The organism is Vibrio sp. LB10LO1 (assembly GCF_010092875.1).
Lineage (GTDB): Bacteria > Pseudomonadota > Gammaproteobacteria > Enterobacterales > Vibrionaceae > Vibrio > Vibrio campbellii.
This window is the reverse complement of record NZ_JAADJW010000007.1, coordinates 134,670-158,230: the sequence shown is the minus strand read 5'-3', so window position 1 is coordinate 158,230 and position 23,561 is coordinate 134,670. Positions and strand designations below refer to the sequence as shown.

20 protein-coding genes are annotated in these 23,561 nt (G+C 45.7%); 9 read left to right on the top strand and 11 right to left on the bottom strand.

Annotated elements, in window-relative coordinates:
- Positions 1–20: 20 nt before the first annotated feature.
- The gene (locus GXP65_RS07375) at positions 21–935 is read left to right on the top strand and encodes a LysR family transcriptional regulator (RefSeq protein ID WP_162092413.1); all 915 of its coding nucleotides are present in this window, start codon (positions 21–23) and stop codon (positions 933–935) included.
- A gap of 76 nt (positions 936–1,011) precedes the next feature.
- On the opposite strand, the gene GXP65_RS07370 is transcribed toward GXP65_RS07375, so the two are convergent.
- Both GXP65_RS07370 and GXP65_RS07365 read right to left on the bottom strand, forming a co-directional pair.
- On the bottom strand, positions 1,012–2,016 hold the full coding sequence (locus GXP65_RS07370; protein WP_162092412.1) for a DUF1214 domain-containing protein: 1,005 nt from the start codon (positions 2,014–2,016) through the stop codon (positions 1,012–1,014).
- A 125-nt stretch (positions 2,017–2,141) separates the two neighbouring features.
- Positions 2,142–3,167 carry an AraC family transcriptional regulator gene (locus GXP65_RS07365; RefSeq protein WP_162092411.1) on the bottom strand — a complete coding sequence of 342 codons (1,026 nt, stop codon included), beginning with the start codon at positions 3,165–3,167 and terminating at the stop codon, positions 2,142–2,144.
- A gap of 132 nt (positions 3,168–3,299) precedes the next feature.
- Between GXP65_RS07365 and GXP65_RS07360 the strand changes: the two genes are divergently transcribed.
- Positions 3,300–4,775, top strand: coding sequence for a DUF1214 domain-containing protein (locus GXP65_RS07360; RefSeq protein ID WP_162092410.1), 1,476 nt, complete (start codon positions 3,300–3,302; stop codon positions 4,773–4,775).
- 69 nt (positions 4,776–4,844) lie between these two features.
- On the opposite strand, the gene GXP65_RS07355 is transcribed toward GXP65_RS07360, so the two are convergent.
- The 5 genes from GXP65_RS07355 to ppsA all read right to left on the bottom strand — a co-directional run bounded on the left by GXP65_RS07355 (position 4,845) and on the right by ppsA (position 11,120).
- Entirely contained in the window at positions 4,845–5,141 is a 297-nt protein-coding gene (locus GXP65_RS07355) for a Dabb family protein (RefSeq protein WP_162092409.1), read from the bottom strand.
- 185 nt (positions 5,142–5,326) lie between these two features.
- The gene (gene tyrS, locus GXP65_RS07350) at positions 5,327–6,583 is read right to left on the bottom strand and encodes a tyrosine--tRNA ligase (RefSeq protein WP_162092438.1); all 1,257 of its coding nucleotides are present in this window, start codon (positions 6,581–6,583) and stop codon (positions 5,327–5,329) included.
- Between the two features lie 81 nt (positions 6,584–6,664).
- Positions 6,665–7,486 carry a LuxR family transcriptional regulator gene (locus GXP65_RS07345; protein ID WP_162092408.1) on the bottom strand — a complete coding sequence of 274 codons (822 nt, stop codon included), beginning with the start codon at positions 7,484–7,486 and terminating at the stop codon, positions 6,665–6,667.
- Positions 7,487–7,784: 298 nt separating this feature from the next.
- Positions 7,785–8,564: a lipoprotein gene (locus tag GXP65_RS07340; RefSeq protein WP_045400341.1), complete on the bottom strand. Its 780-nt coding sequence runs from the start codon at positions 8,562–8,564 to the stop codon at positions 7,785–7,787.
- A gap of 186 nt (positions 8,565–8,750) precedes the next feature.
- Entirely contained in the window at positions 8,751–11,120 is a 2,370-nt protein-coding gene (gene ppsA, locus GXP65_RS07335; protein WP_162092407.1) for a phosphoenolpyruvate synthase, read from the bottom strand.
- A gap of 349 nt (positions 11,121–11,469) precedes the next feature.
- On the opposite strand from ppsA, the gene GXP65_RS07330 reads away from it, so the two are divergent.
- On the top strand, positions 11,470–12,306 hold the full coding sequence (locus tag GXP65_RS07330) for a pyruvate, water dikinase regulatory protein (protein ID WP_162092406.1): 837 nt from the start codon (positions 11,470–11,472) through the stop codon (positions 12,304–12,306).
- A 116-nt stretch (positions 12,307–12,422) separates the two neighbouring features.
- Here the strand turns inward: GXP65_RS07330 and ansB are convergent, their stop codons facing one another.
- Both ansB and GXP65_RS07320 read right to left on the bottom strand, forming a co-directional pair.
- On the bottom strand, positions 12,423–13,487 hold the full coding sequence (gene ansB, locus GXP65_RS07325; protein WP_162092405.1) for an L-asparaginase 2: 1,065 nt from the start codon (positions 13,485–13,487) through the stop codon (positions 12,423–12,425).
- 315 nt (positions 13,488–13,802) lie between these two features.
- Positions 13,803–15,299, bottom strand: a complete 1,497-nt coding sequence (locus GXP65_RS07320; protein ID WP_162092437.1) for an EAL domain-containing protein — start codon at positions 15,297–15,299, stop codon at positions 13,803–13,805.
- Between the two features lie 461 nt (positions 15,300–15,760).
- On the opposite strand from GXP65_RS07320, the gene GXP65_RS07315 reads away from it, so the two are divergent.
- Positions 15,761–15,976 carry a hypothetical protein gene (locus GXP65_RS07315; protein WP_045374524.1) on the top strand — a complete coding sequence of 72 codons (216 nt, stop codon included), beginning with the start codon at positions 15,761–15,763 and terminating at the stop codon, positions 15,974–15,976.
- Positions 15,977–16,114: 138 nt separating this feature from the next.
- Here GXP65_RS07315 and GXP65_RS07310 read toward each other — a convergent pair whose 3' ends face one another.
- Entirely contained in the window at positions 16,115–17,371 is a 1,257-nt protein-coding gene (locus GXP65_RS07310) for an adenylosuccinate synthetase (protein WP_012129939.1), read from the bottom strand.
- Positions 17,372–17,478: 107 nt separating this feature from the next.
- Here GXP65_RS07310 and GXP65_RS07305 point away from each other — a divergent pair, with 107 nt between their 5' ends.
- From GXP65_RS07305 to GXP65_RS07295, 3 genes are all read left to right on the top strand, one after another.
- The gene (locus GXP65_RS07305) at positions 17,479–18,348 is read left to right on the top strand and encodes a LysR family transcriptional regulator (RefSeq protein ID WP_162092404.1); all 870 of its coding nucleotides are present in this window, start codon (positions 17,479–17,481) and stop codon (positions 18,346–18,348) included.
- Between the two features lie 4 nt (positions 18,349–18,352).
- On the top strand, positions 18,353–18,745 hold the full coding sequence (locus tag GXP65_RS07300; RefSeq protein WP_162092403.1) for a ribosome recycling factor family protein: 393 nt from the start codon (positions 18,353–18,355) through the stop codon (positions 18,743–18,745).
- A gap of 94 nt (positions 18,746–18,839) precedes the next feature.
- Positions 18,840–19,742, top strand: a complete 903-nt coding sequence (locus GXP65_RS07295; RefSeq protein ID WP_162092402.1) for a neutral zinc metallopeptidase — start codon at positions 18,840–18,842, stop codon at positions 19,740–19,742.
- A 125-nt stretch (positions 19,743–19,867) separates the two neighbouring features.
- On the opposite strand, the gene GXP65_RS07290 is transcribed toward GXP65_RS07295, so the two are convergent.
- Positions 19,868–20,389: a DUF2058 domain-containing protein gene (locus tag GXP65_RS07290; RefSeq protein WP_005532322.1), complete on the bottom strand. Its 522-nt coding sequence runs from the start codon at positions 20,387–20,389 to the stop codon at positions 19,868–19,870.
- A gap of 415 nt (positions 20,390–20,804) precedes the next feature.
- Between GXP65_RS07290 and GXP65_RS07285 the strand changes: the two genes are divergently transcribed.
- Complete coding sequence (locus GXP65_RS07285) at positions 20,805–21,404, top strand: hypothetical protein (RefSeq protein WP_029388690.1); 600 nt, start codon at positions 20,805–20,807, stop codon at positions 21,402–21,404.
- 21 nt (positions 21,405–21,425) lie between these two features.
- Entirely contained in the window at positions 21,426–23,513 is a 2,088-nt protein-coding gene (locus GXP65_RS07280) for a peptidase (protein WP_010645911.1), read from the top strand.
- Positions 23,514–23,561 lie beyond the last annotated feature (48 nt).

Below are 23,561 nucleotides of genomic sequence, written 5' to 3'. Positions count from 1 at the left end.
TATTAGGGAACCGAACCGCAATGAAACAACTGGATCTCAACTTACTTCGTATCTTTCTGGTGTTACTTGAAACTAAGAACACGCGTATTGCTGGGGACCGACTGGCTCTTAGCCAACCTGCAGTCAGCAAAGCGTTGGGAAGGTTGCGTGATTACTTTGGTGATGAGTTGTTTACCCGTGTTCACTCGGGCCTGAAGCCAACGCCACGTGCGCTTGAACTGGGAGAGAAGCTTCCCGTGATCATGGAAAGCTTGGATGAGGTCATTCTGGATTCCCCAATCTTTAACCCTTCTGATTATCAAGGCAATATCACCATTGCAATCAACGGCTTTATTTCTAACTGGCTCGGTGCACGTTTGTGTCTCGCGGTGATTGAAGAGGCACCAAGCGCACAAGTAAACATCGTGAATTGGGGTTCTCAAACACTCAAAAAGTTGCTCGATGGCGAAATTCAAGCGGCCATCAATTACTCGCCGATCGACACCAATAAGCAATTTACCCACCAAGTGATTGGTGAAGATGATTTTGTTGGTTTAGTGAAAACTAACCATTCATTAGCAGGAAAGACTCTGTCTCAATCTGAAATCAATCAAGCAGAATACGCCAGTTTAGTGGTGCCGGGTTGGAATGATACTCAGCCCTTTATTGCTAAGCATCTTTCAAGTGAAGTATTGAAAGTAAAAGCACGAAGCTCCTACCTGCATACCTTGCTCGATGTGGTCAAACAGAGTGAGATCATCTTGCCTTGCTCTCGACAGCTTGCTCATTATCTGCGCGGTGAGTTTGACTATGTCACGTTCCCAAACCGCGCACCGGATGAGCTAAAAAATATTGTGCTGGTGGAATCGCACAATAAACGCATGCACCCTATGCATCAGTGGCTAAAACGAAAAATCATCGCTACTTCTCAAGCCATCATCCAAGAAAAACAATAAGCCTCTCCATCGAGAGGCTTGTTCTTAGAGGTTTGTTCTCAGAGTCTTGGCCTGAGGAGATTCCGCTTGTTCTGCGTTACTTTGCCGTCACGTTCGGGAAGTTGTGCATTTCTTCAATCGCTTTGGCTTTGTCACTTGGACGGTAAGCGCGCAGCGCGAAGTTCCAGCCCGCATCGTTCACTTCAATTACGTTATTCCCGGCACCACAGGTCTCGCCTTTCGGTGCGAAGTGAATGGTGTAAGAGCCATCTTTGTTTGGTACAGCGGAGGTTGAGTCTGCGCTGTTGTTATCCGTCATCAACCAGCCTTTGCCTGAATATGCGGTGATAGACCAGTAACCGCCTTTTTCGTAGCTTAGTGACGGTTTGTCGAAGGTGATGTCAGCACACTCAACTTTGCCAGTACCTGCTCGTGAGGAATACACCGCGTACTCTGCTGGTAAGCCAGCCCAGCCCACAGCGGTACCAATCATAAATTGCTTGTTATCTGGCGTTGCAGTAATGCCAGTAGTAAAGGCTTCTTCTGTCTTAATCGTGTTGACTTGCTTCTCCCATTTCGCACGCACCGCGTCGCGAGAGGCGCTGTCCCAATCTTGCGCTGGCTTAAATGGTTTTGCGGATTTTGCATCAATCACGGCGGCATCTTGTAAGCGATGTGCCTCTTCCATGCCTGCTGTCGTAGCGGTACGCATCAGGATGTAAATGTAATCCGAGCCTGCAATTTTCGAATCAATGTAGATCTCGTCACCACCATAAATCGCCATGTGGTTGTCGTGATTGTTGTTGAAGAAATGCATGATTTGGTAAGCATCACCTTTCGCTAAACGGAAAGTGGCACCTTTCGACACATCTACCACGGCTGTCGAGTAGAGTAAGTCGGTGTTTGAGCGAATGATCATCTGATTATCAACGGTGACGCTGTCTCGGTTGTGGTCAAACACATTGATTGGTTGGCGCTCTAGTTGTTGAGTGAAGTACAGGTCAGTTTCTGCACGGGCGAAGTTTTCGTCGGTCACTTCAACGGCTGCCATGGTCTGCATAGAGGTGATGGCAATAAGAGTCGCTAAGATGGTCTTTTTCATGTCGCTTACCTTGAGGTCGTCATTAAGAGATGACCTCACTTTATCGACATGTCTGTGATGACAGAAATGAATTGATGTAATTCAGGTGATAACCAAATCGAATTGCAAGCTCGGATTGCCAGCCGTCACACGCGATGCTGCTTTCGATATTGCAAAGGGGTAGTACCATTGGTGCGTTTGAACTGGCGGATAAAAGAGTCGGCAGAAGCGTAGCAAAGCATGTCAGCAATGGTGCCGATTGGATATTCGCTGTTGGTGAGCAGTTTCTTGCTCTCGGTGTCGCGAACTGAATTGACGATATCTCGGTAGGTGAGGTTATTTTTGTTCAACAAGTTCTGCAACGTTCTCGGGTGGATGCCGAGCATTTTGCTGACCAAGGTTTTGCTGATATCACCGAGAGGAAGCAATAACAGAATCGAGTTGGTGGTGATTTCCAATAGCGTGTTGTGATGTTGAAGGCCGTGAGAGACTTTGCGTCGCATTTGATTGGTAATGGTCATCTCTAAATCGGGCTTTTCTGTGAGTAGGGCTTTGGGGAACTCAAAACCATCGAACTGACTACCCAATATCACTTTGCATCCAAAGAAACGTTCAAGACGTTCTATCTGTGTTTGCGGCTGTGCTCCTGATTCACCTTGGTAGCGCGCTTTAAAATGCACTTGATGCAACTTCAACCGTTCTCCCAATACCATCTTGAACGTCGTAATAATGCCTCCGATGGAAAGTAAAGCGTGTTGGCTTGTATCGACATTGGGTTCGAATAAGAACTGAGTAAAGTGGCGAGCAATGTCGTCACGAATATCAAGTTGATGGCGAGAAGCACGTTGTTGATAGCTGTACAGACCAAACAAAACAGGATAGATGTTTGCGAGAGATTCCTGACTGGCAATCAGCAACATAGCGATGTCCAAAGACTGGTAGTCAATCAAGGTACTTAGCTCTAGGGCGAACAGCGGGTCTTTGGTCTCTTTGGCAGCCAAGTTCAGCAGTTCTGCAAATTGCTGGTGGCTAAGCTCTTGGTTTTCATCGTGTAAAGTTGAGATTTGAATATTGAGCTTTGAGGTTAAGGTTTGAGGCTCAACACCATATCGTCTGCACAATTTAGGGAAAGCAGAGAGGTATAACGCACTCAATCGATATTCGTTTTTCACTCAAATATTCTCAAAATGTCAATTTTTAGTCTTGGCTTGTTTTTATACTGCGCCACATTGAGTTGGTCAAGAAATGACTGATTTCAACTTCATCCGCCCGATACCGCCTGAAACGACGAGTAGAGAATAGACATGAAAAAAGTAACGAAAACCTTTATCTCTGGTTTGATATTTGCCGCTTTAACCAGTAGCGCATACGCAGACAACAACATCAAGATTGAGAACATGCACACCCGCTCTGGTGATTTTGCTTTTGAAACCAGCGTGCTCAATGGCATTCCAACAGAGGAAAGCTCAAAGAAACTGTTTAATCTGATGGATTTTCAGCGTGCGACACAAGCTTACATTTGGTCTATTCCGCTGACGTCTAACTACGCGTGGAAGGCGGCGTATGAAAAAATGGGCTCAGAAGATGGACAAATCACTTATGTGGCATCCCACCAGTCTAAATTGGGCGGCCTAACTTACAACACCTCAACGCCTTACGCGATTACATGGTTTAACGTAGAGAAAGAGCCCGTAGTGGTGAACATCCCGACCGACGAACTGCGTGGTGCGGTGCATACCATGTGGCAGATTGGCATTGCACAAATGACCAAGCCAGGCACATACGTGATAAAAGCTAAGGGCAGCGAAACACCAAAGAACCTACCAAAAGATGCGGTGGTACTTGAATCGGATACCAACTATGTCTTTTTTGGTGTGCGCTTAATGGCGAAAACCGAGAAACAACGCATGACGGACTTGGAGTCGATGTCAATCACGCATTTGGATGGCAAACCACTCAGCGATCGAGGTGTTAACTTCCCGAAAAAAGGTCTCGATGCGAAACATCCACGTGGTATGGAGTTTTGGCAAGTGCTTAACGAAGCTATTCAAACAGAACCTGTTGCAGAGCGCGATCGCATGATGCATGACATGTTGCGTCCATTGGGTATTCAGAAGGGTAAACCTTTCGAACCAAATGCCGAACAACTGAAGATCATGAAAGAAGCGGTCGTGCTTGGTGAGGCAATGACTAAGAATATCGACTTCAACAAAACAGGGCGCTTACCTCAGTCTGTATATGGCCCTGAGGGAAATCGCTGGGAAGTGGCAACAGCATCAACACCAAACCAAGATCGCGCTTATGGCATGGATCTCGATGGTCGCGCGGCATGGTTTTATGAAGCGGTGACGAACGATATTGCGATGCATGGCTTTGAAAATGGTGGCTGGGGTCAGATTTACCTTGATAACTATCGTGACGGCGAAGGCTATGGCCTAAACGGCAGTAATCACTACACGCTAACTTTAGATGGCGATGTGAATTACGCCGACCTGTTCTGGACTATTACTGTGTACAACGTGGAAAACCGCGCCATCATCGATAACGACATTCAACGTGCGGATGTGGGATCTAACGTTCCGGGCACAGTGAAAGACGCCAACGGTAACTACACGTTCCATTTCTCACCCACTAAGCCAGAAGGTGTGAATGAAGCAAACTGGGTACAAACTCGACCAGATGAAAACTGGTTTGTGTACTTCCGCGCTTACTCACCAAGCAAAGCGTTTGTTGAGCAGAAACCAGAAACGATTCTGCCAAACTTTAAACACGTGAAGTAACCCTAAAAGCCACCATGATGAAAATTGTTGTGGTGGCTTTTTAATTGTCCGAATATTCATCTGAGAGGTTCAGATTTCGTAATCAAACACGATGATATCTTCAAGCCGTGGTCTAAATACCTCTTTCAATGCATCGTGCTCTGGGTGAGGTAGGTAGTTCTGACGACCCGCTTCATCGGCAAACGTCATCATCACGGCGTGTGTGTAGTCTTTGTTTTTACCTTCTGGGCTGTTGTTTAAGCCCCATTCGACGTCGGTTACGCCTTCCACTTTCGTTGGCATAGCTTCAAATAGCTCTCGAAGTTGTTGGATTTTGTCGTCGGTGGCAGATGCTTTAAATTTGATGAGTAGAATGTGTCTGATCATGGTTTTGTGTTGTTATATTTTGTTGTGTTTGAAGAACAACACTATAACGGGCATCCACTCTAAAGTTAGCTTTTGGCTTCACAAAATAGGGAATCAAAAACGCGAGTACTTTGGCTCGCGTTTTAGTTAAGTTCGCTAGGTCGTAGGTCGTAGGTCGTAGGTCGTAGGTCGTTAGATGGGAACCGTTAACCCGCGATGCGTTTCACCAAGTAGAAATGCTTTTTACCGCGTTGAAGCAACCAGTATTGATCGAACAACGGGAAGTTCAAACTTGGGTTTTGTGCATCCACTTTCTCTCCGTTCACACTGATGGCGTTGTTGCCAATCAGCTCACGAGCAATGCGCTTTGAGTTGGCTAAGCCCGATTCAACCAGTAGTTCTACCAAGTCTTGCTCAGCACTTTGCATGCTTGGCAAGCCATCGAGTTCCAACTGTTTTAGCTCGCTCAAACTGAGTTGTTGCACATTGCCGCTAAATAGCGCTTGAGTGATTCGCTCTGCACTTGCTAAGCCTTCTTCACTGTGGACAAAACGCGTCATTTGCTCTGCTAAGATACGCTGTGCTTGCGGTTTGCCTTTGCTCTCTTTGTCTTGTGCTTCAATCGCGGCAATCTCATCGCAACTCAAGAAGGTGTAGTAGCGTAGGAAGTGGTAAACATCGGCATCTTCTGCGGATAACCAGAATTGGTAGAAAGCGTAAGGCGAGGTCTTACTTGGATCTAACCACACAGCGCCACCTTCGGTTTTACCAAATTTAGTGCCGTCAGATTTGGTGATCAAAGGTAGGGTTAGACCGAAGACCTGCTCACCATTTTGACGGCGAGTAAGGTCAATGCCGCTAACAATGTTGCCCCATTGGTCATTGCCACCGATTTGTAGGCGGCAGCCGTACTGACGGTTTAATTCTGCGAAGTCGTAAGATTGCAGCAGTGCGTAACTGAACTCGGTGAATGAGATGCCTTGGTCTGGACGTTGTAAGCGTTGCTTCACCGACTCTCGGCTGCTCATGGTGTTCACGGAGAAATGCTTACCTACATCACGGAAGAAGTCGATCACGTTAATCTGCTTCACCCAATCCGCATTGTTTACCATGATCATTGGCTTGCTGACTTGGTTATTCATCAACTGTTGAATTTGGTTCGACAGATCTTGTACCCAGCCCGTTACGGTTTTCTCTGAGTTTAAACTTCGCTCTGTGGCTTTAAAGCTCGGGTCACCAATCATACCGGTCGCACCACCAATCAGAGCGATGGATTGGTGTCCTGCATCTTGAAAGCGCTTAAGCATAATCAGTGGCACAAGGTGACCGATGTGCAAGCTACCTGCGGTTGGATCGAAACCGCAGTACAAAGTTTGTGGCTCGGAAATCAGTTGTTGAACTTGCTCTAAATCGCTCGCTTGGGAAATCAAGCCGCGAGCTTGTAAATCTTCAATCAGTGTCATCATCTTATCTTTATCTGGTTTGGTTGTATTCAGATTAAAAGGCGATGCGGAATCGAGGTATATCCCTAAAGGGACGGTTTGTTATCTTGATTGAGTGATCAGGTGGTTAAGAAACAGCTGAAAGAACTCGCTTAACGACGCCACATTCAGTTGTGCGTAGATGCGTTTACGGTGGTTCTTAACGGTGCCCTCAGCCACATCTAGCTGCGTTGCAATCTCTTTGCTGTCATAGCCTTGCGCGATCAATGCCGCGATTTCTTGTTCTCGATTAGTGAGGACGCTTTGGCCAAACGATGCCAGTGCGGATTCAATCGCGGCACGCATTTGCCTTGAATAAACGTTAGGGCTGAATACTGGCTCGGCGAGTGTAAACTCGGTTTGTTTCCAGTGCTGTTGGCACAGAGACTGTATAATCGCGAAGTAAGATTTGAGCTTGGTGACTTGAGGCTTGGTGAAGCGTTTATCGTCTTGCATAAAACCGAAGTAGAGCATCACCCAACGTGTCGGCTCGATTTCGATCAGCATGCTGAGTTCATCCTTCCAGCCCGTTTGATGGTAAAACTGCTCACAGTAGGCTTGGTAATCGAGATCGTTACGCGCGACGTCTTTGCCTACGACATCTTTGAGCGTAAAGATGCCTTGCTCTTTGTTGGCGTTAAGCTTCTGGTAAAACGGGTCGTTTTGAAAAGAGGTGGTGAGGTAACGCTGAAACAAAAGCTCGCGCTCATTCTCAATCGAATCATACAGATAGATAGGGTGTTTGCCTTCGCGGTAGCCGAGGATCACCGCACAATCAAAACTCAATAAAGAAGCTATAACGCGCATCAGTTTAGGCGTAAAACTTGGTGAATTTAGGGCAGAAATTGTCTCTGCAAGTTGAGTGTTGAATGCGTCGTAAGGCATGGGAGTTCGAGCGTGCGATAAAGGTTGAGATAAGCATAACGCAACGGGCTGGCATTCCAAAGTTATCTGCTATTTTGTTGTTCATGCGACGTTGTGGGTATAGAAATGTGCTGCATGAGACTCCTAGTCTCGCTTTGGCTCGCTGGAGTGACGGTATAAGGATTGTTGTGTGCTTCATAAGCACACTAGGTTCATGTTCTCATCGAAATATGCTGGAATGCCAGTGATGGGGCGAGTGTTGAGATAAACAAAAAGGGAGCCCTGTGCTCCCCATCAATAAATCATTGTAACCAAGCGATTACTGCGAATCGGTCAGCTCTTTGTTGACCCAGTATTTCGAGCCAGAAACGTTCGCATCAACCAACAAGCCAGTGGTGTTTAGCTGATACACGGCCACGCCGCTGTTGAATTGCGCTGTCATCTCTTCGCCATCCTCGCCTGCAACTAAAGAAGCTTCGCTCGATGCTTCCCAGCCTTCTTCAACAAAGGTGTTGAAGTCTTTTTCTTTCTCAAACAGCACGACTTGTTGGTAGAACTTACCGCCAACACCAAGGGCAACACCCGCACCAAACATGTTCATGTAAGTGCGCTTGTCGGTCGATTTGTTGACTGCAACACCAGAGCCGGAGTTGGTGTGGAACATCAGCGACAGTTTGCGTGAATCAAACACCGCGTAACCGTAAGCTTTGTCGTAGAGCATTTTAGCTTCGGGCTTCTCATTAAACAGTTTGAGCAAGGTGCTATCCGCCATCAAATCAATCGCTTGGCGCGCTTCTTCTGGCGTATCACCTTCCATCAGCTCATCAATTTTCTTGTCGGCTTCGTCGATCCACTCTTTACTGGTTTCAATACTTGCATCCGTCCATTCGCCAGCGGTGTTGATCGCATCTTCTGACCAATTAGTGAAATCTTCCCATGCTTGTTTTGAGAATTCTTTGGTGCTGTCCCACGTCTCCTTCGCCGTATCAGAAACTGCATCCCCTAGGTCTGAAAGGCTGTTAGAAATGTCGTCCCAGTCGGCATAAGCCGGAGAAGCGAGCAAGGTTAAGGCAGTGATAAGGGCAAGAGGCTTTTTCATATATCCATTCTTCTATGAAATAGGTGTGTTTTAATTTTAGGTGAAAAAGGGAGGAGGGAAAATGAAAGGAAGACATAGCTTGGGATTGCGGTCACGAACTTACATCGCTTTGACATGCTGGGTAAAGAAAAAGCCCACAAACTCAGGATCTTGAGGGCTTAGTATTACAAGTTAGGAAGGCTCGTTTTACTTGCTCACTTTACCTAGTTTCAACCAAGTATCGATAACCGTATCTGGGTTGAGTGAAACAGAGCTGATGCCTTGTTCCATCAACCATTCCGCAAGATCATCGTGGTCTGATGGACCTTGGCCACAGATACCGACGTATTTGCCTGCTTTGGTTGCCGCATCGATGGCCATTTGCAGCATGGCTTTCACTGCTGGGTTACGTTCATCGAATAGGTGTGCAACATCACCAGAGTCACGGTCAAGGCCAAGTGTAAGCTGAGTCATGTCGTTTGAACCGATAGAGAAACCATCGAAGTACTTTAAGAACTCTTCAGCAAGTACTGCGTTTGAGGGTAGCTCACACATCATGATGACTTTCAGGCCTTGGTCGCCGCGGCGTAGGTCGAACTTAGCCAGTAGGTCGATAACCGATGCCGCTTCGCTTGGTGTACGTACGAATGGGATCATGATTTCAACGTTCTTCAGACCCATCTCGTTACGAACGCGTTTGATTGCTTGAGTTTCTAGCTCGAAGCAGTCTTCAAACACTGGAGAAATGTAACGAGATGCACCACGGAAGCCTAGCATTGGGTTCTCTTCATGCGGTTCGTAACCTTTGCCGCCCACCAAGTTGCTGTACTCGTTCGATTTGAAATCAGACATACGAACGATCACGCGTTTTGGCCAGAATGCCGACGCGATAGTCGCGATGCCTTCGGTTAGCTTGCTAACGTAGAAATCGATTGGATCTTTGTAGCCACGGATACGCTCAGTGATTTCCGCTTTTAGCTCATCGCTTTGTGCGTCGAAGTTCAGCAACGCTTTCGGGTGAATACCAATCATCTTGTTGATGATGAACTCAAGACGCGCAAGGCCCACACCTTCGTTTGGAATTTGAGCAAAGTCGAATGCACGATCTGGGTTACCAACGTTCATCATCACTTTGGTTGGTAGCAGTGGAAGCTCATCGACCGCAGAACGTTTGATTTCAAACTCCAGCTCGCCTTGGTAAACGTAGCCCGTTTCACCTTCTGAACAAGACACAGTCACTGTCTCACCGTCAGTTAGCTTGCTGGTGGCATCACCACAACCAACGATAGCCGGAATACCAAGCTCACGTGCGATGATCGCTGCGTGACAAGTACGGCCGCCACGGTTCGTGACAATCGCAGACGCCTTCTTCATTACTGGTTCCCAGTCTGGGTCAGTCATGTCAGTAACCAGTACATCGCCTTCTTGTACCAATGACATTTGGTCTAGAGAGTCGACTAAGCGCACTGGGCCTTTACCGATACGCTGACCAATTGCACGACCTTCAACCAAAACATCAGCTTTGTTGCTTAGCTCGTAACGTTCAATCACGTTTTGCTCGCTTTGAGAACATACTGTCTCTGGGCGTGCCTGTACGATGTAAAGCTTGCCGTCGATGCCATCTTTTGCCCACTCAATATCCATAGGACGTTTGTAGTGCTTTTCGATGATCATCGCTTGTTTTGCTAGCTCTTTGATCTCTTCATCATTCAGAGAGAAGGCGTTGCGCTCTTCTACTGACGTGTCGATGATCTCAACTTGCTTACCGATCTCTTGACGGTCTGAGTAGATCATTTTGATCTGCTTAGAGCCAAATGTCTTCTTAACGATAGGGTGTTGACCTGCTTCTAGCATTGGCTTGTGAACGTAGAATTCATCAGGGTTAACCGCACCCTGAACCACCATTTCACCCAAGCCCCAAGAAGAGGTGATGAACACGACTTGGTCGAAGCCAGATTCCGTATCTAGAGTGAACATAACGCCAGAAGAGGCTTTATCCGAGCGCACCATGCGTTGGATACCTGCCGACAGCGAAATGCCGCGGTGGTTAAAGCCTTGGTGTACACGGTATGAAATTGCACGGTCATTGAACAAAGAAGCGTAAACGTGCTTGGTTGCTTCTAGTACTGCATCAATGCCTTTTACGTTTAGGAACGTTTCTTGCTGACCAGCAAATGACGCATCCGGTAGATCCTCTGCAGTTGCAGAAGAGCGAACGGCAACAGAAATCTCAGGATGATTGTCTGTCAGTTCTTTGTAGTTATCACGGATGTCTTGTTCAAGATCCGCAGGGAACGGGGCTTCTAATACCCATTGACGAATGGTGGCACCTGTCTTACGCAGAGCTTCTACATCCTCAACGTCTAGTTCATCAAGTAGTTGGTGAATACGCTCATCCAAACCTTCGTGGTCAAGGAATTGGTTAAACGCATACGAGGTTGTCGCAAAACCGTTTGGTACTGATACACCAACATTGGCGAGGTTAGAAACCATTTCGCCAAGTGAAGCATTTTTACCGCCGACCTTGTCGACATCATCCATGGATAGTCCATTGAACCAGAGGGTGTTCTTTTGCATGTCTTTCTCCAGAAACATTGCAGCTTTGTAGGGGATTAATACCAACCTCGAACAGCGGTGGTTCATCCTTGCAGGTCAATGTCATCGAAGACACAGTTTCGGGCTGATAAGAGCCATTGCAGCTAAGGGGCGTTAACTACAACTTCCCAACTAGGGCTTAAACGAATTTTCCGACGCAAACATGGTTCAACACTTTTCGTGGTTGATATGAAAGGCAAACGATTACGTGTTTACTTAAAAAAACTCCGAAGAATTTTCAAAGCTGTGGGGCACGCAATTGCAAGCCAAACTCATTTATTAATATTATGTAAACCATCCTACTCAAATGAATTTGAAAAAATAAACAAAAATGCAAATAAATAGCCAAAGTCGTGATGTATTCTATGTTTCTGACGGAACGGCCATAACATGTGAGACATTAGGCCATGTTGTTTTGGGTCAGTTTTCCTTCATTCCTAATGAAAAAACCTTTCCTTTTGTCGAAAGTGAAGACAAAGTTGTCGATGTTATCAAGGAAATCGAGATTTCCTACCAGCGTGATGGGGTTAAGCCCTTGGTATTCTTCTCGATTGTTGTGCCAGAAATTCGTGAAATGTTACTCAAAGCGCCAGCTCACGGTTATGACGTGCTGGAGAGCATTGTGCAGAAGGTGCAAGACGACATTCAGATGGAGCCACAGCCGAAGATGCAGCGCTCACGTAGCGTAAGCAAAGATTCGGATACCTATTTCGACCGTATCGCTGCGATTGAATACACGCTTGCTCACGATGATGGCATCACACTTAAAGGCTTGGATGAGGCCGATATTATCCTCCTTGGCGTGTCACGCAGTGGCAAAACACCGACCAGCCTGTACATGGCGATGCAATTTGGCTTACGTGTGGTGAACTACCCGTTTATTGCAGAAGACGTCAAGATGATGCGCTTATTGCCGGAGTTTGAGATTCATCGCCACAAGTTATTTGGTTTAACCATCAATCCAGAACGGTTGAACGAGATCCGCGAGAACCGATTGTCAGGTAGCGAATACGCGAGCACAGAGCAATGTAAGTTGGAGCTTGATACGGTAGAAGCGCTGTTTAGACGGGAGGCAATCCCTTACATCAACACTTCGTCTTTGTCGGTGGAAGAGATCACTACGCGGATTCTTGAAAGGGCAGGGATGAAGCGTCGTTTGTTTGGCTAAGCCGCCCTTGCTTGGCAAAGTTACCAATGCTCAAGCACAAAAGAGGAGACATCTGCGTCTCCTCATTTTAACCAGCGGTTAGCTTTTACTTATCGGAAAGTTCGCGATCCGTCCGATTAGTAATGTTGGAACATCTTCTGGATGTCTTGGTAATTTTGGGTTTGTGTTAGCGATAGCATCAACAAAATACGAGCCTTTTGTGGGTTCAGAGTACCAGATGCCACGAAACCGTATTTATCGTCGTCAATTTCCGCATCTAAGGTAGTAGAGCCAGTGGGCGTGCGAGAGCTACGAACAACCATGATGCCGTCTTTACTCGCCTTTTCTAACTCATCAAATACGGTGTGGTACAAGTTACCATTGCCGACACCTGCGCTGACGATGCCATCAAACTTCGCATCGACGAATGCTTTCACAGGTAAGTTAGAAGCATTTGCATAGTTATAAACGATTCCAACTTGTGGCAGCTTATCGAGCTTGGAAACATCGAAGGTTGTTTCAGTGGTGTGTTTGCGCTCTGGGCTGCGTTGGTACTTCGCATCGCTGTTGTGAATGTAACCGAGTGGGCCAAAGTTCGGTGATTGGAAAGTACTGACTGATGTTGTGTTGGTTTTCGTTACGTCACGCGCATCAAAAATGGTGTCATTCATCGCAACCAAAACACCTCGACCTTGAGAGTCTTCATCCGTTGCCGTCACCACTGCGTTGTAGAGGTTAACTGGGCCGTCTGCACTCATTGCCGTAGAAGGGCGCATTGCACCTACGATCACAACAGGCTTGTCACTCTTCACCGTTAAATCTAGGAAGTAGGCGGTCTCTTCTAAGGTGTCGGTACCATGAGTAATCACAATGCCATCTACGTCGTCCTGAGCGAGCAGTTCATTCACACGCTTGGCTAACGTTAGCCAGACTTCATCGTTCATGTCCTGAGAGCCGATGCTGACCACCTGTTCACCAGAAATGTCGGCAATCTTGGTCATGCTAGGCACTGCGTTGATCAGTGATTCTACTCCAACCTTACCGGCGGTGTAGTTGGATTCAGTGGCGGATTGCCCTGCACCAGCGATAGTGCCGCCGGTTGCTAAGATCTTGATGTTAGGTAAATCAGCATTTGCAAAAGCCAGTGAGCTCATGCATAAACCGAGTGTTATCGAACTGAGGCGGAGAAACTTTTTGGTCATAGGAATCACCTGTCTTGGGTTAGATGTTGGGGGAAGCGTTATCTATCCTAAAAACAGTGCGGTAGATTTTTTGAGCACAACTTCACCAATTTACAGATGAAAATCGTGATCAACCAATCAGTTAAAGAACATTAAATCAACCATTTAACTTAGTATATGCGCTTCATTAACAAGTGAGATCTTTCAGCAGTCTGTTTAACAATTGGTTAATTGCTATTTATGCATTTGTAATTAACGACTGGATTTGACGATGTATTGAGGAAGAAAGCTTTGGCTGAGCACCGCTTGCTCAGCCAAAAATTGGGTTGATTAATCTTAGCTAAGCGCAGGCGCGAGAGTTTGAAGATCGGCTGGTTGGTGCAATGCCAAATAGTCTAGAAACTCAGGCTTTGGAATAGGTTTTGAAAAGTAGAAGCCCTGTATGTTGTAGAAGCCGAGGTCATGTAGAGCCCACAATTGCGCCTCCTCTTCGACACCTTCCACAATGACAGACATATTCAGTGTCTGGGAAAGAGTGTGTATCGCCTCGAGTAAAGGTTGCGTTGTTTTTCCGTTACCTAAACTGGTTACGAAGACGCGATCAATCTTGATGATGTCGAATGGGTATTGCCCAATAAAATCCAGACCAGAATAGCCTGTACCAAAATCATCAACGGCAATACGAATGCCCAGTGAAGCCAGTCGGTCCAAGTGTTGACGCAATATTGAAAACTCATCTTTGTTAAAAATCGCTTCTTCGGTAATTTCAAATACCAAACGTTCACTAATGAAATAACTGAACATCAAGCGAGACTCGACTTCTTTAATGAAGTCATCTCTGAGAATCAAAGAGCGACTGACGTTAACGCTAATGTAGCGATCATGAAAGGCTTTCTTATTTGTTGAGATCATCTTGATCGCTTTATCCAACACCAGATAAGTGATTTGATCGATCATCCCAACTTTCTCGGCAAGAGGGATAAAGATACCAGGAGAAATGAACCCTTGAACCGGGTCGTTCCAGCGCACTAAAGACTCGCCACCGATGACACTGCCATCACGTTGGTCGACGATAGGCTGATAATGCACACTCAAGTTGCGCCCTTTGATAGCTTGAGCCAGAGAGAACTCCAAACTGTTTCTGGCCACCTTTTTTGAATTAAAAAACAGATGGACGACCAGAGCACAGGCCATTCCTAGCAGCCCAATCCATAACTTGCTTGCCAAGAATTGCCAATAGAATGCATAACCAATTGTCGAGTAGACCGTGAAAGGGAGGATTTCTGAAGTGATTTGTTCGCTGCGCAGTGCGTTGCCATCAGTCAGATCAACAGCGGTTCGATTAATAATATCGACTCGATACTTCATGTCACCGAAGCTAAAAATATCCTTCACCAGCATTTCCAGTACTTGTTTTGGAAATACCACACTGATGCCTCGCCCTTTATCCGAACTAAATAATAGAATCAATGCTTGGTTATTGGTCAACGCTCGCTGCGTGTAAGACAGCGTGGCGTGTACATCGCTATCACCCAAGCGTTTTAGTATTGTCGAGTAAATCCGAAAGGACGGATGACGTTCGCTACTGGTGCACTGTACCTTGCCATTTTGATCAAATGTAGCGATGTCTTTTGCCATCCCTAAACCAAAGATGTTGGTGCGTAAGTCGTGGATCAGTTCGCTACACGGTTTGAGATAAAACTCATCATCGAGTAAATGAGCTAACTGTTGAACATTGCTGTGAAACTCAGATTCAATTGCCTCTACTGCCTCTACTGCCTGTTGTGTGAGCTTTTTATGATATTGATGGGCAAAAGGGATAAATGCCACCATAGTGATCGAAAAAGAGAGTAGGCCGACAACACACAGTGTGAGGTTGTTACTCCACTTTTTAGATGGATTGGAGAAGAATCGATTTGCCACAGATATAAGTACAGCAGGTAAGTAATGACATAAAACTATAATAAGCATGTCAATTTTAGGAATTGTTCAATGTAAAGTGTGATGTGAGTCTTATAAAATTTACGCAAGTTACTATTTTTTAATAAAAAATAAGATTCTCTTTCTCATAAGTTTGGTAAATGCCCCTTTCGGTAATATTTGTTATGTAATGGTTTGCACTTCAATTTTTTTTCATAGTTTTGTCTGAAAAAAGTTGTTCAAAGTGTCGTTGAAACACGCATTTTCCATCGTTTACTCTGACATTTTCTTAACGAAGTGTTTCAAAACTTGGTTTAGTTTATCTACAGCAAACGATTTCTTTGTACGTCTGCAATTAACAAGAGGTTAGGGATATGATTGCCAAGGTTTTCTCTGTAGAAGTGACTTGTCCAAGTTGTGGTGAGCTTCATACTAAAAAGTCTAGGGACTGGTTTATAGATAAAAGTACGCCGTTTTTAGCGGGGGAAGGATATGACTTTTACTGCGCTTGTGGGCAAGAAGTTGAGTTCTCCTTGTTGTCTCAGCAGCACGGCTCTGTGGCGAGGCCGTTGGAAGAGTTAGCGTTCTGACGCTCGGTAGGACAGTATTGCTTGACCAAGGTATAAAGTGCATAAAAAAAGCGGCTTTACCCCGGAAAAGATAAAAGCCGCTTGCTAATATAACCAAGCACTTACTGTAACTTGGATATAGACGTGTTATTCCACGTCTTAGCGCATAATCATTTGTTCACGACCAGGGCCAACCGATACCATTTTCACTGGTACGCCCATTAGCTCTTCAATACGTAGAACGTATTTTTGTGCCGCAACTGGTAGCTCTTCGAATTTACGGCAACCGGTAATGTCTTCACTCCAGCTTTCCATCTTCTCGTAGATTGGTGCTAGTGCAGCCGTTTGAGGCCAAATTGGGTTCTCACTGTGCTCGCCTTCGTAACCAACACAGATTTTTAGATCTTTAAGACCTGTCAGACAGTCTACTTTTGTCAGTGCGATTTCAGTCGCTGCCTGAAGCTCAACGCCGTTCTTAGTCGCTACTGCATCGAAGTAACCCATGTCACGTGGGCGACCTGTTGTTGCGCCGAACTCACCCGCTAGTTCACGGAATGCATCTTGCTCTTCCATTGCAGTGATTAGCGTACCAGTACCTACTGATGAGCTGAACGCTTTTGCGACTGCAATAACACGCTCTGGACGCAGAGCAGGAAGACCACTACCGATGCCAGCGTACATAGACACAACGTTTGAAGAGGTTGTCCATGGGTACTCACCGTAAACAAGGTCACGGCCCGCACCTAGTTGTGCTTCGAACAGTAGAGTTTGGTCTTTTGCTTGTAGCTCTTTTAGCGGCAGCGTTACGTTGCAAATAGCATCACGCCAAGGGGCAGACACTTCCAGCAACCAGTTCGCCATTTCTTCAGCGGTTTGCTCGAATTCAAACGTTGGGTAAAGGGCACGTAGTTGTGGAAGTTTCCAGTCCATCCAGAACTTGATGCGTTCTACTAGAACTTCTGGTTGTTTTAACCAACCAACTAGGATGCCTTTTTTCATCACACGGTCGCCGTATGCAGGTGCAATACCTTGACGAGTTGAACCGTATGCTTTGTCGCCTAAGCGTTGTTCTTCTAGCGTATCTTCTAGTGCGTGTAGAGGTAGACATAGTGTTGCGCGATCAGAGATGCACATGTTCACTTTAACGCCCGCTTCCGCGACTTCCGCAATCTCCTGAGACAGCGACGCAGGGCTGATAACCATACCCGGACCTAAAACTGCCAAACAGTCAGGGTTGAAAACGCCACTTGGTAGCTGGTGCAGCTTGAACGTACCTAGGTCGTTAACTACGGTGTGACCCGCGTTGTTACCACCTTGGAAACGAATGCTTGCAGAAGCTTGCTCTGCCAAAAAGTCAACGATGCGGCCTTTGCCTTCATCACCCCAGTTTGCACCCACAACAACGATAGACGACATAATTCATTCTCCAAAAACAGACCGGAAAATCTTAGGATGCTCGCATGAATAAGAGAAATTAATTATACTCATTAACTTGATAAGAAAATCATATCGGGTAATTTTCTATGTTAGATTTGAACTGGTTACGCACCTTTGTCACTTTGGCAGAAGTAAAACATTTCGGAAAAACAGCGATTGAACTGCACATGACGCAGCCAAATGTCAGTCTTCATATCAAACAGCTAGAGCAAGCAACGCGGGCTAAGTTGATTGAACGTAACCCTGTGCAATTGACCCAAGCCGGAAAGCGTTTGTTAGACACCGCACAGCACATGCTGAATGAGCTGCAAATCTGTCAATCCGATCTCAATGCCATTAATGACTTAACGCAAGGAACGCTCTCGATTGCGGCGAGTGATATTGTCTCGCGCCTGTTACTTATCAAGCCATTCCAACAATTCAAAAACGAATATCCTGGTATCGACTTAGCGCTGTTCAACACCACTTCATCGCAAGCGGTAGATTTAGTAAAAAGTGCACGCGCAGACATCGGCTTTGTTATTGCACAGAAAGAGAGTCAACCACTGCACTTTACTCCTCTGACGCAAATACACTGGTGTGCTTTCGGCGATAATATTTTCAAATGGGAAGAGAACACGGAAGAGAACCAAACCTTGATTCTACTGGGGCACGATACCCGAACGCGTGAACTGATTGATGCCTCTCTGCCAGAGCTAAACCTGCCAAAACACAGAGTTATGGAAGTGGGTAGTGTAGAGGCGCAAATCGACTGGGCCGAAGCCGGCTTTGGAACGGCGATTGTGCCTGATTTCTCACTAGATCCAAGATTAAAACTCTCACGAGAAGTGACGCCCTTACCTAGCTTCCCCAACACCGATTTTGGCTACATCGTGCGCCAGAATCAGGTGCTATCCAAAGCCGCCAAACAGTTATTGAAGTGGGTGGGTGAGAATGTATCTGTGGTAGAGGTTTAACGGTTTGAAAGACACAACGATTACCATCTCGTTACCATCCTTGATTCACCGAATTGGTGGTGACCATGCTAAGCGAGCCAAAGCTATAGCCGCAGAGAACAAGTGCGAACTGAAGCGCATTCGACGCTCTCGCAATTGGCAAATTACGGGTGAGGCTTTGGATTTAAAAGCGTTTCTTGACCGTATCAAGGTAGAAGAAGCCGAGCCGATGCGATTTATGGTCAACAAAATGGAAGCTGGTCTAGCCAAACATAGCGATAAGCTTGAGCCTTTGGAGGCTAAGCTCATTCGATTGGTAATGGAGAACCCAAACATTACTTTGGCTGAATTGATGTCGGAGACCAACTGTACTATCGCGCAAGCGCGAACGGCGCGCTTTGAGGCCGAGACGCTTTAAATTCATCTCGATTTGAGTTGTTTCCTGTTTCAGCAAGAACTCCAAAAATAGCCCACACTATGAAAGTGTAAAAGCAGAATACTTGGAGGAAAACATGCGATGGCGCAATAGTAAAAGAAGCTCAAACGTAGAAGACCGTCGAGGACAATCAGGGGCAAGAAGCTCTTCCTCAACAGGCTTACTCGTTGCGCAATTGTTCCGTTTTCTGCCTTTCCTCTTAAAAAGCAAGGTAGGGCGAGTGGTGTTACTTGGTGGTGTTCTGTTCTTTGGGTATCAAGCTCTTATGGGAGATGGTGATCTGATGGGACAAATTGCAGGCTCGCCAGCAGTGACGCAACAGTCAAACAACTCAGCGGATAGCCAAGCGTTAACGGATGAGAATGCCCAATTTGTTGCGGCTATACTAGGGACGACCGAAACGGTTTGGGGTGAACTGCTGCCTAATGGTTATTCAGAGCCGACTTTAGTGTTGTACAGTGGTTCTACAATGACAGGGTGCGGCGTGGGTAGGGCGGTGACAGGGCCGTTTTATTGTCCAGCAGATCGGAAAATATATCTAGATTTGAGCTTTATGGATGAGCTTAAAAGACTCGGAGCACCGGGAGACTTTGCCTTCGCTTACGTAATTGCTCATGAAGTTGGCCACCACGTACAAACACTGCTTGGCACCAGCACTCAAGTTCGCCAATTGCAACAGCAATCCTCTCGAGTTGAAGCGAATGAATTGAGTGTCAAACTTGAACTGCAAGCTGATTGCTACGCTGGCGTATGGGGATTCTACGTCAATAATGAGATGAAACTGCTTGAGCCTGGAGATATGGAAGAGGGGATTGCTGCGGCAAGTGCTGTGGGCGATGACCGATTACAATCTATGGCAGGGCAAAGTGTGCAGCCCGATAGTTTTACTCATGGATCTTCAGAGCAGCGGGTCGAGTGGTTTCAAAAAGGCTTTCAATCGGGTGATCCAAACCAATGCCAAACATTCGAAACTAACTGAGCAATGATGAGAGAGAATTATACAGTTTGAAGGTCAAGCAACCGTGATCTTGGTTTTGCTGTTTACAAAGAGTGAAACCAGACGGGAGCTTGACCTTGCTTATCGAGTTTTGTTGCGAACTCGCTTTACCACATCAAATCGTCTGGCACGACGAAATCTGCGTATGGGTCATCTTCTGCTGGGATATCTGACTCAGGCTCTTTCTGTTCAATGATCACAGACTCGTCACGCTGAGCAATCTTGTTTGCAACAGGGCGAGGAATAACTACATAGCTCTCACCGACGATGGCAATCGCCAAGATACCTTTGATCAATTGATCACGGATGATTGAATCGACGTAAAGCGACTTCACAAGTGTACCGTGTGTGAAGTTGTATTTGATGTCGCCATCTTTCAAATCAACCTTGTTCATTTCAATCAACTGGTTGATTTGCGCTTTGATTTCTTTGTTCAAGCGTTCTGCATTTTGTTGCTCGCTCAATTGCTTGTCACGCTCTAACTGCTGACGTTTGTTCTCTTCAACCGCCGCCTTTACTTCGCGAGCTTGAACGCGTGATTTTTTAGAGCCTTTTTTCGCTTTTTTCAGTTTTTTCTCGTTAACCAAGCCTGCTTTTAGCATCTGCTCTTGAAGGGTAAGTTTTGCCATGTTCTATCCAGTAAGTGCGCAATTTTGTGCATTTTAACCAGTCATTCGTCGCAAAGAAAGGGGCTGGTGCCTTTCTCACCTACATTGGATTGCTTGAAACAAGGGTAGCAATAGCATTGAGAAGTGGTTCAAATAAAGAACTTTATGCGATAAAAATAAATAATATTAAATAGGATGCCGTGTTAAATATAATTAGCCATACCTAGAGCTCTCATCTCTAATGTTTGTTTTATAATTTAAATCTGAATTTATTGTGACGCTGTTAATATTAGTAACTATTAAATAAAGTACATTTTATTTGGTTGGTTTTAAATTTGTCGATATCAGTCACAAAAGAAAAGGTAAGGAAATAAACTTAATTAATGATCCTTTACCATAACGCGATGACACTCATCATTTAATATTGTTGCTAGTAATGACCGATATATTACTGTCTTTCCCGACGAATGTTTTCTTTGTACCTTTTGTTTTTCTTCTTCTTATTATGTGCATTGATCTCATCTTCAACGTGGTAGATGTAGCCGTTGCAGATATAGAATTATTCGAGTCAGGCAGTCTATTTAGCGGTGGACTTCTATTACCACCTATATTATCCAAAGTACCCTTGGCGGTAGGTTTGTGTGTTAGTTTCTTTTTCGCCACTATTCTATCGTTTTACTCATCATCTTTTCTAAATCAACACCTTAGTTCTGTTTTTTTGATGGTTGCGGAACTTGTCTCTATTCCAGTTAACTTCTACCTATCCTTGTATATCAGCGCGAAGCTATTAAGCCCTTTAGCGCCACTTTTTGATAAGAGTAAAGCTTTTGCAAAGGTCGACTTTATTGGAATGAAAGCAAAAGTTCACAGCAGTGAGGTGAACAGTCAACGTGGTGAAATTATTGTTCATCATAATGGCAGCGAATTTTTACTGGATGCACGGATTTTGGAGTCTGATGCGCCCATTGAATATGGGAACGATGTTGTGATCGTTTCGCTCAATAAACAAAAAAAATATTACATTATTAATCAGTAGCTAGAAAATTAAGGAGCAGCTATGCAGATTTCTCCAAGTCTGATATTCCTTGGGATTGGTATCGGGATTTTTTTGATTATTCTTATCTTTCTCACCACCCGATATAAAAAGGTTCGAGGTGAAGGCGACGCACTAATTGTCAATGGACTGCATGCCACGCGCGCTTCTCTAACTGGTACTTTTGTATGGCCAGTGATCAACAAATTTGAGTTTATGGATATTACTCGTAAGAAGATCTCTGTTGTTCGAAGTGGCCGCAAAGATCAAGAAGGCGAAGAATACGAAGGCCTTCATTGCCGAGACAACATTCGTGCGGACCTTAAAGTTGATTTTTACATCGGTGTGAATCACGAAGAAGAAGACATTGTTCGTGTTGCTAAACTTTTTACTGCTCATGATGCTTCTAACCTAGATCGCCTAAAAGAGCACTTCCAGCCTAAGTTCTCTGAAGCACTGAAAACGGCAGTAAAACAGTTTGAATTTGAAGAGCTGTTAACGAATCGCCGCGCTTTCCGCGATGCCGTTGTTGAAGTCATCGGTAGCGAAATGGATGGCTTTAAGATCTACGACGTTGTTATCGATAAAGTTGACCAAACCGCACTGGACGCCCATAGCCCGGGCAACATTCTTGACGTAGAAGGTATCCGTAAGATCTCTGCCATCACAGCGCAAAAGAATACGGAAACCAACGCGATTCGTCAGGATGAACGTACAACGATCAAGAAGAAAAACGTTGAAGCTGAAGCAAACCGCTTACAGCTTGATAAGCAAGAAAAAGAAAGTATTGCCCGCACTCAGCGTGAAATCGATATTATCAAAGCGCAAGAAGAAGCGTTGGCCGCTGAAAAACGTGAAGAATATGAGCGAATCACTAAGCTAGCGGAGCTGGAAACTGAAGAAGAAGTGGCCAAGAAGCGCGAAAGTGTCGAGATGGAAGTCGAGATGACGCGTATCGCAAACCAACGCCAAGTGGCAATTCAACAAGAAGAATTGAACCGTTCAGTAGAGACTGAGCGAGTTCGTACTTCTACGGAGGTTGCTGAGCGAGAAATGCAGAAAGAGACGACGGTAGAAGAAGCGATGAAGTCTGTCGCGGAAACTCGTTCTCAACGAGTAGAAATCGAACGTAAGATTGCTCGTGAAGAAGAAGAGACGGAAAACCTACGCGTTAATGAGCGTGTGAACCGTGAAAAACGCATCAAACTGACGGAAGCAGAAGCGGTTGCTGAATCTGCACAGATTGAACTGCTGGTTGCCGCTCGTGCAGAAAAAGATGCCGCTCGCGAACGTTCTGAACGTATTTTGATTGAGAACGAAGCTGAACTAAAAGTGAAAACGCGTGATGCGGAAAACGAGCTAGCGGTGAAGACACGTCAAGCCGAAGCAGAACAAGTAGTAACGACCAAGCGTGCGGAAGCTGAGTTTGTGGCGAAAGACCGTGAAGCTGCAGCAAAAGAGCGTATGGCACAAGCAGAGAAAGAACTGATCAGTGCTACGGGTCTTGCTGAAGTGGAAGTTGAGCGCGAGCGTGCACTTGCGATCAAAGAGACGGGTGAAGCAGAAGCTTACACCTTACAAAGTGCCGGTGAAGCGGAAGCGCAAGCTCTACGTGCTAAAGGCCTGGCAGAAGCAGAAGCTCAGACAGCTCGCTTCGAGGCAGCTCAGCAATACGATGATCACACCCGTGAACACGACAAGTGGGTGATGCAGTTGCAACAAGAGAAAGACCTTGAATTGGCGCGCATTGATGCTCAGAAAACCGTGGTTGGGGCGAACGCTCAAGCCTTGGGTGAGGCGCTATCGAAAGCCGATATCCGTTTGTTTGGTGGTGAAGGAATGGAGCAAATCCGTCGCACTATCATGGATGCCGCTGTCGTCGATGCGAAGTTTAATGAATCAGAGGTTCTTAACCCACTGGTCTCAGATTATGTGAATGGCAACCGTAGCTTGCCACAAGACATCAAAGACGTGTTAGAGAGTACGGAACTGAAAAGCAGTGACTTGAGTAATGTCGCGCTCGCGAGTTTACTGAATTCACAAGGTGGTGCTGCGGAGCTAATGAAGAAAATCCAAAGCTCCCTAGATACGACAACCAGCGATAAATCATAATTTTCACTCTCTCTAAAAAATCCCGCTTCTTCGTAAGCGGGATTTATA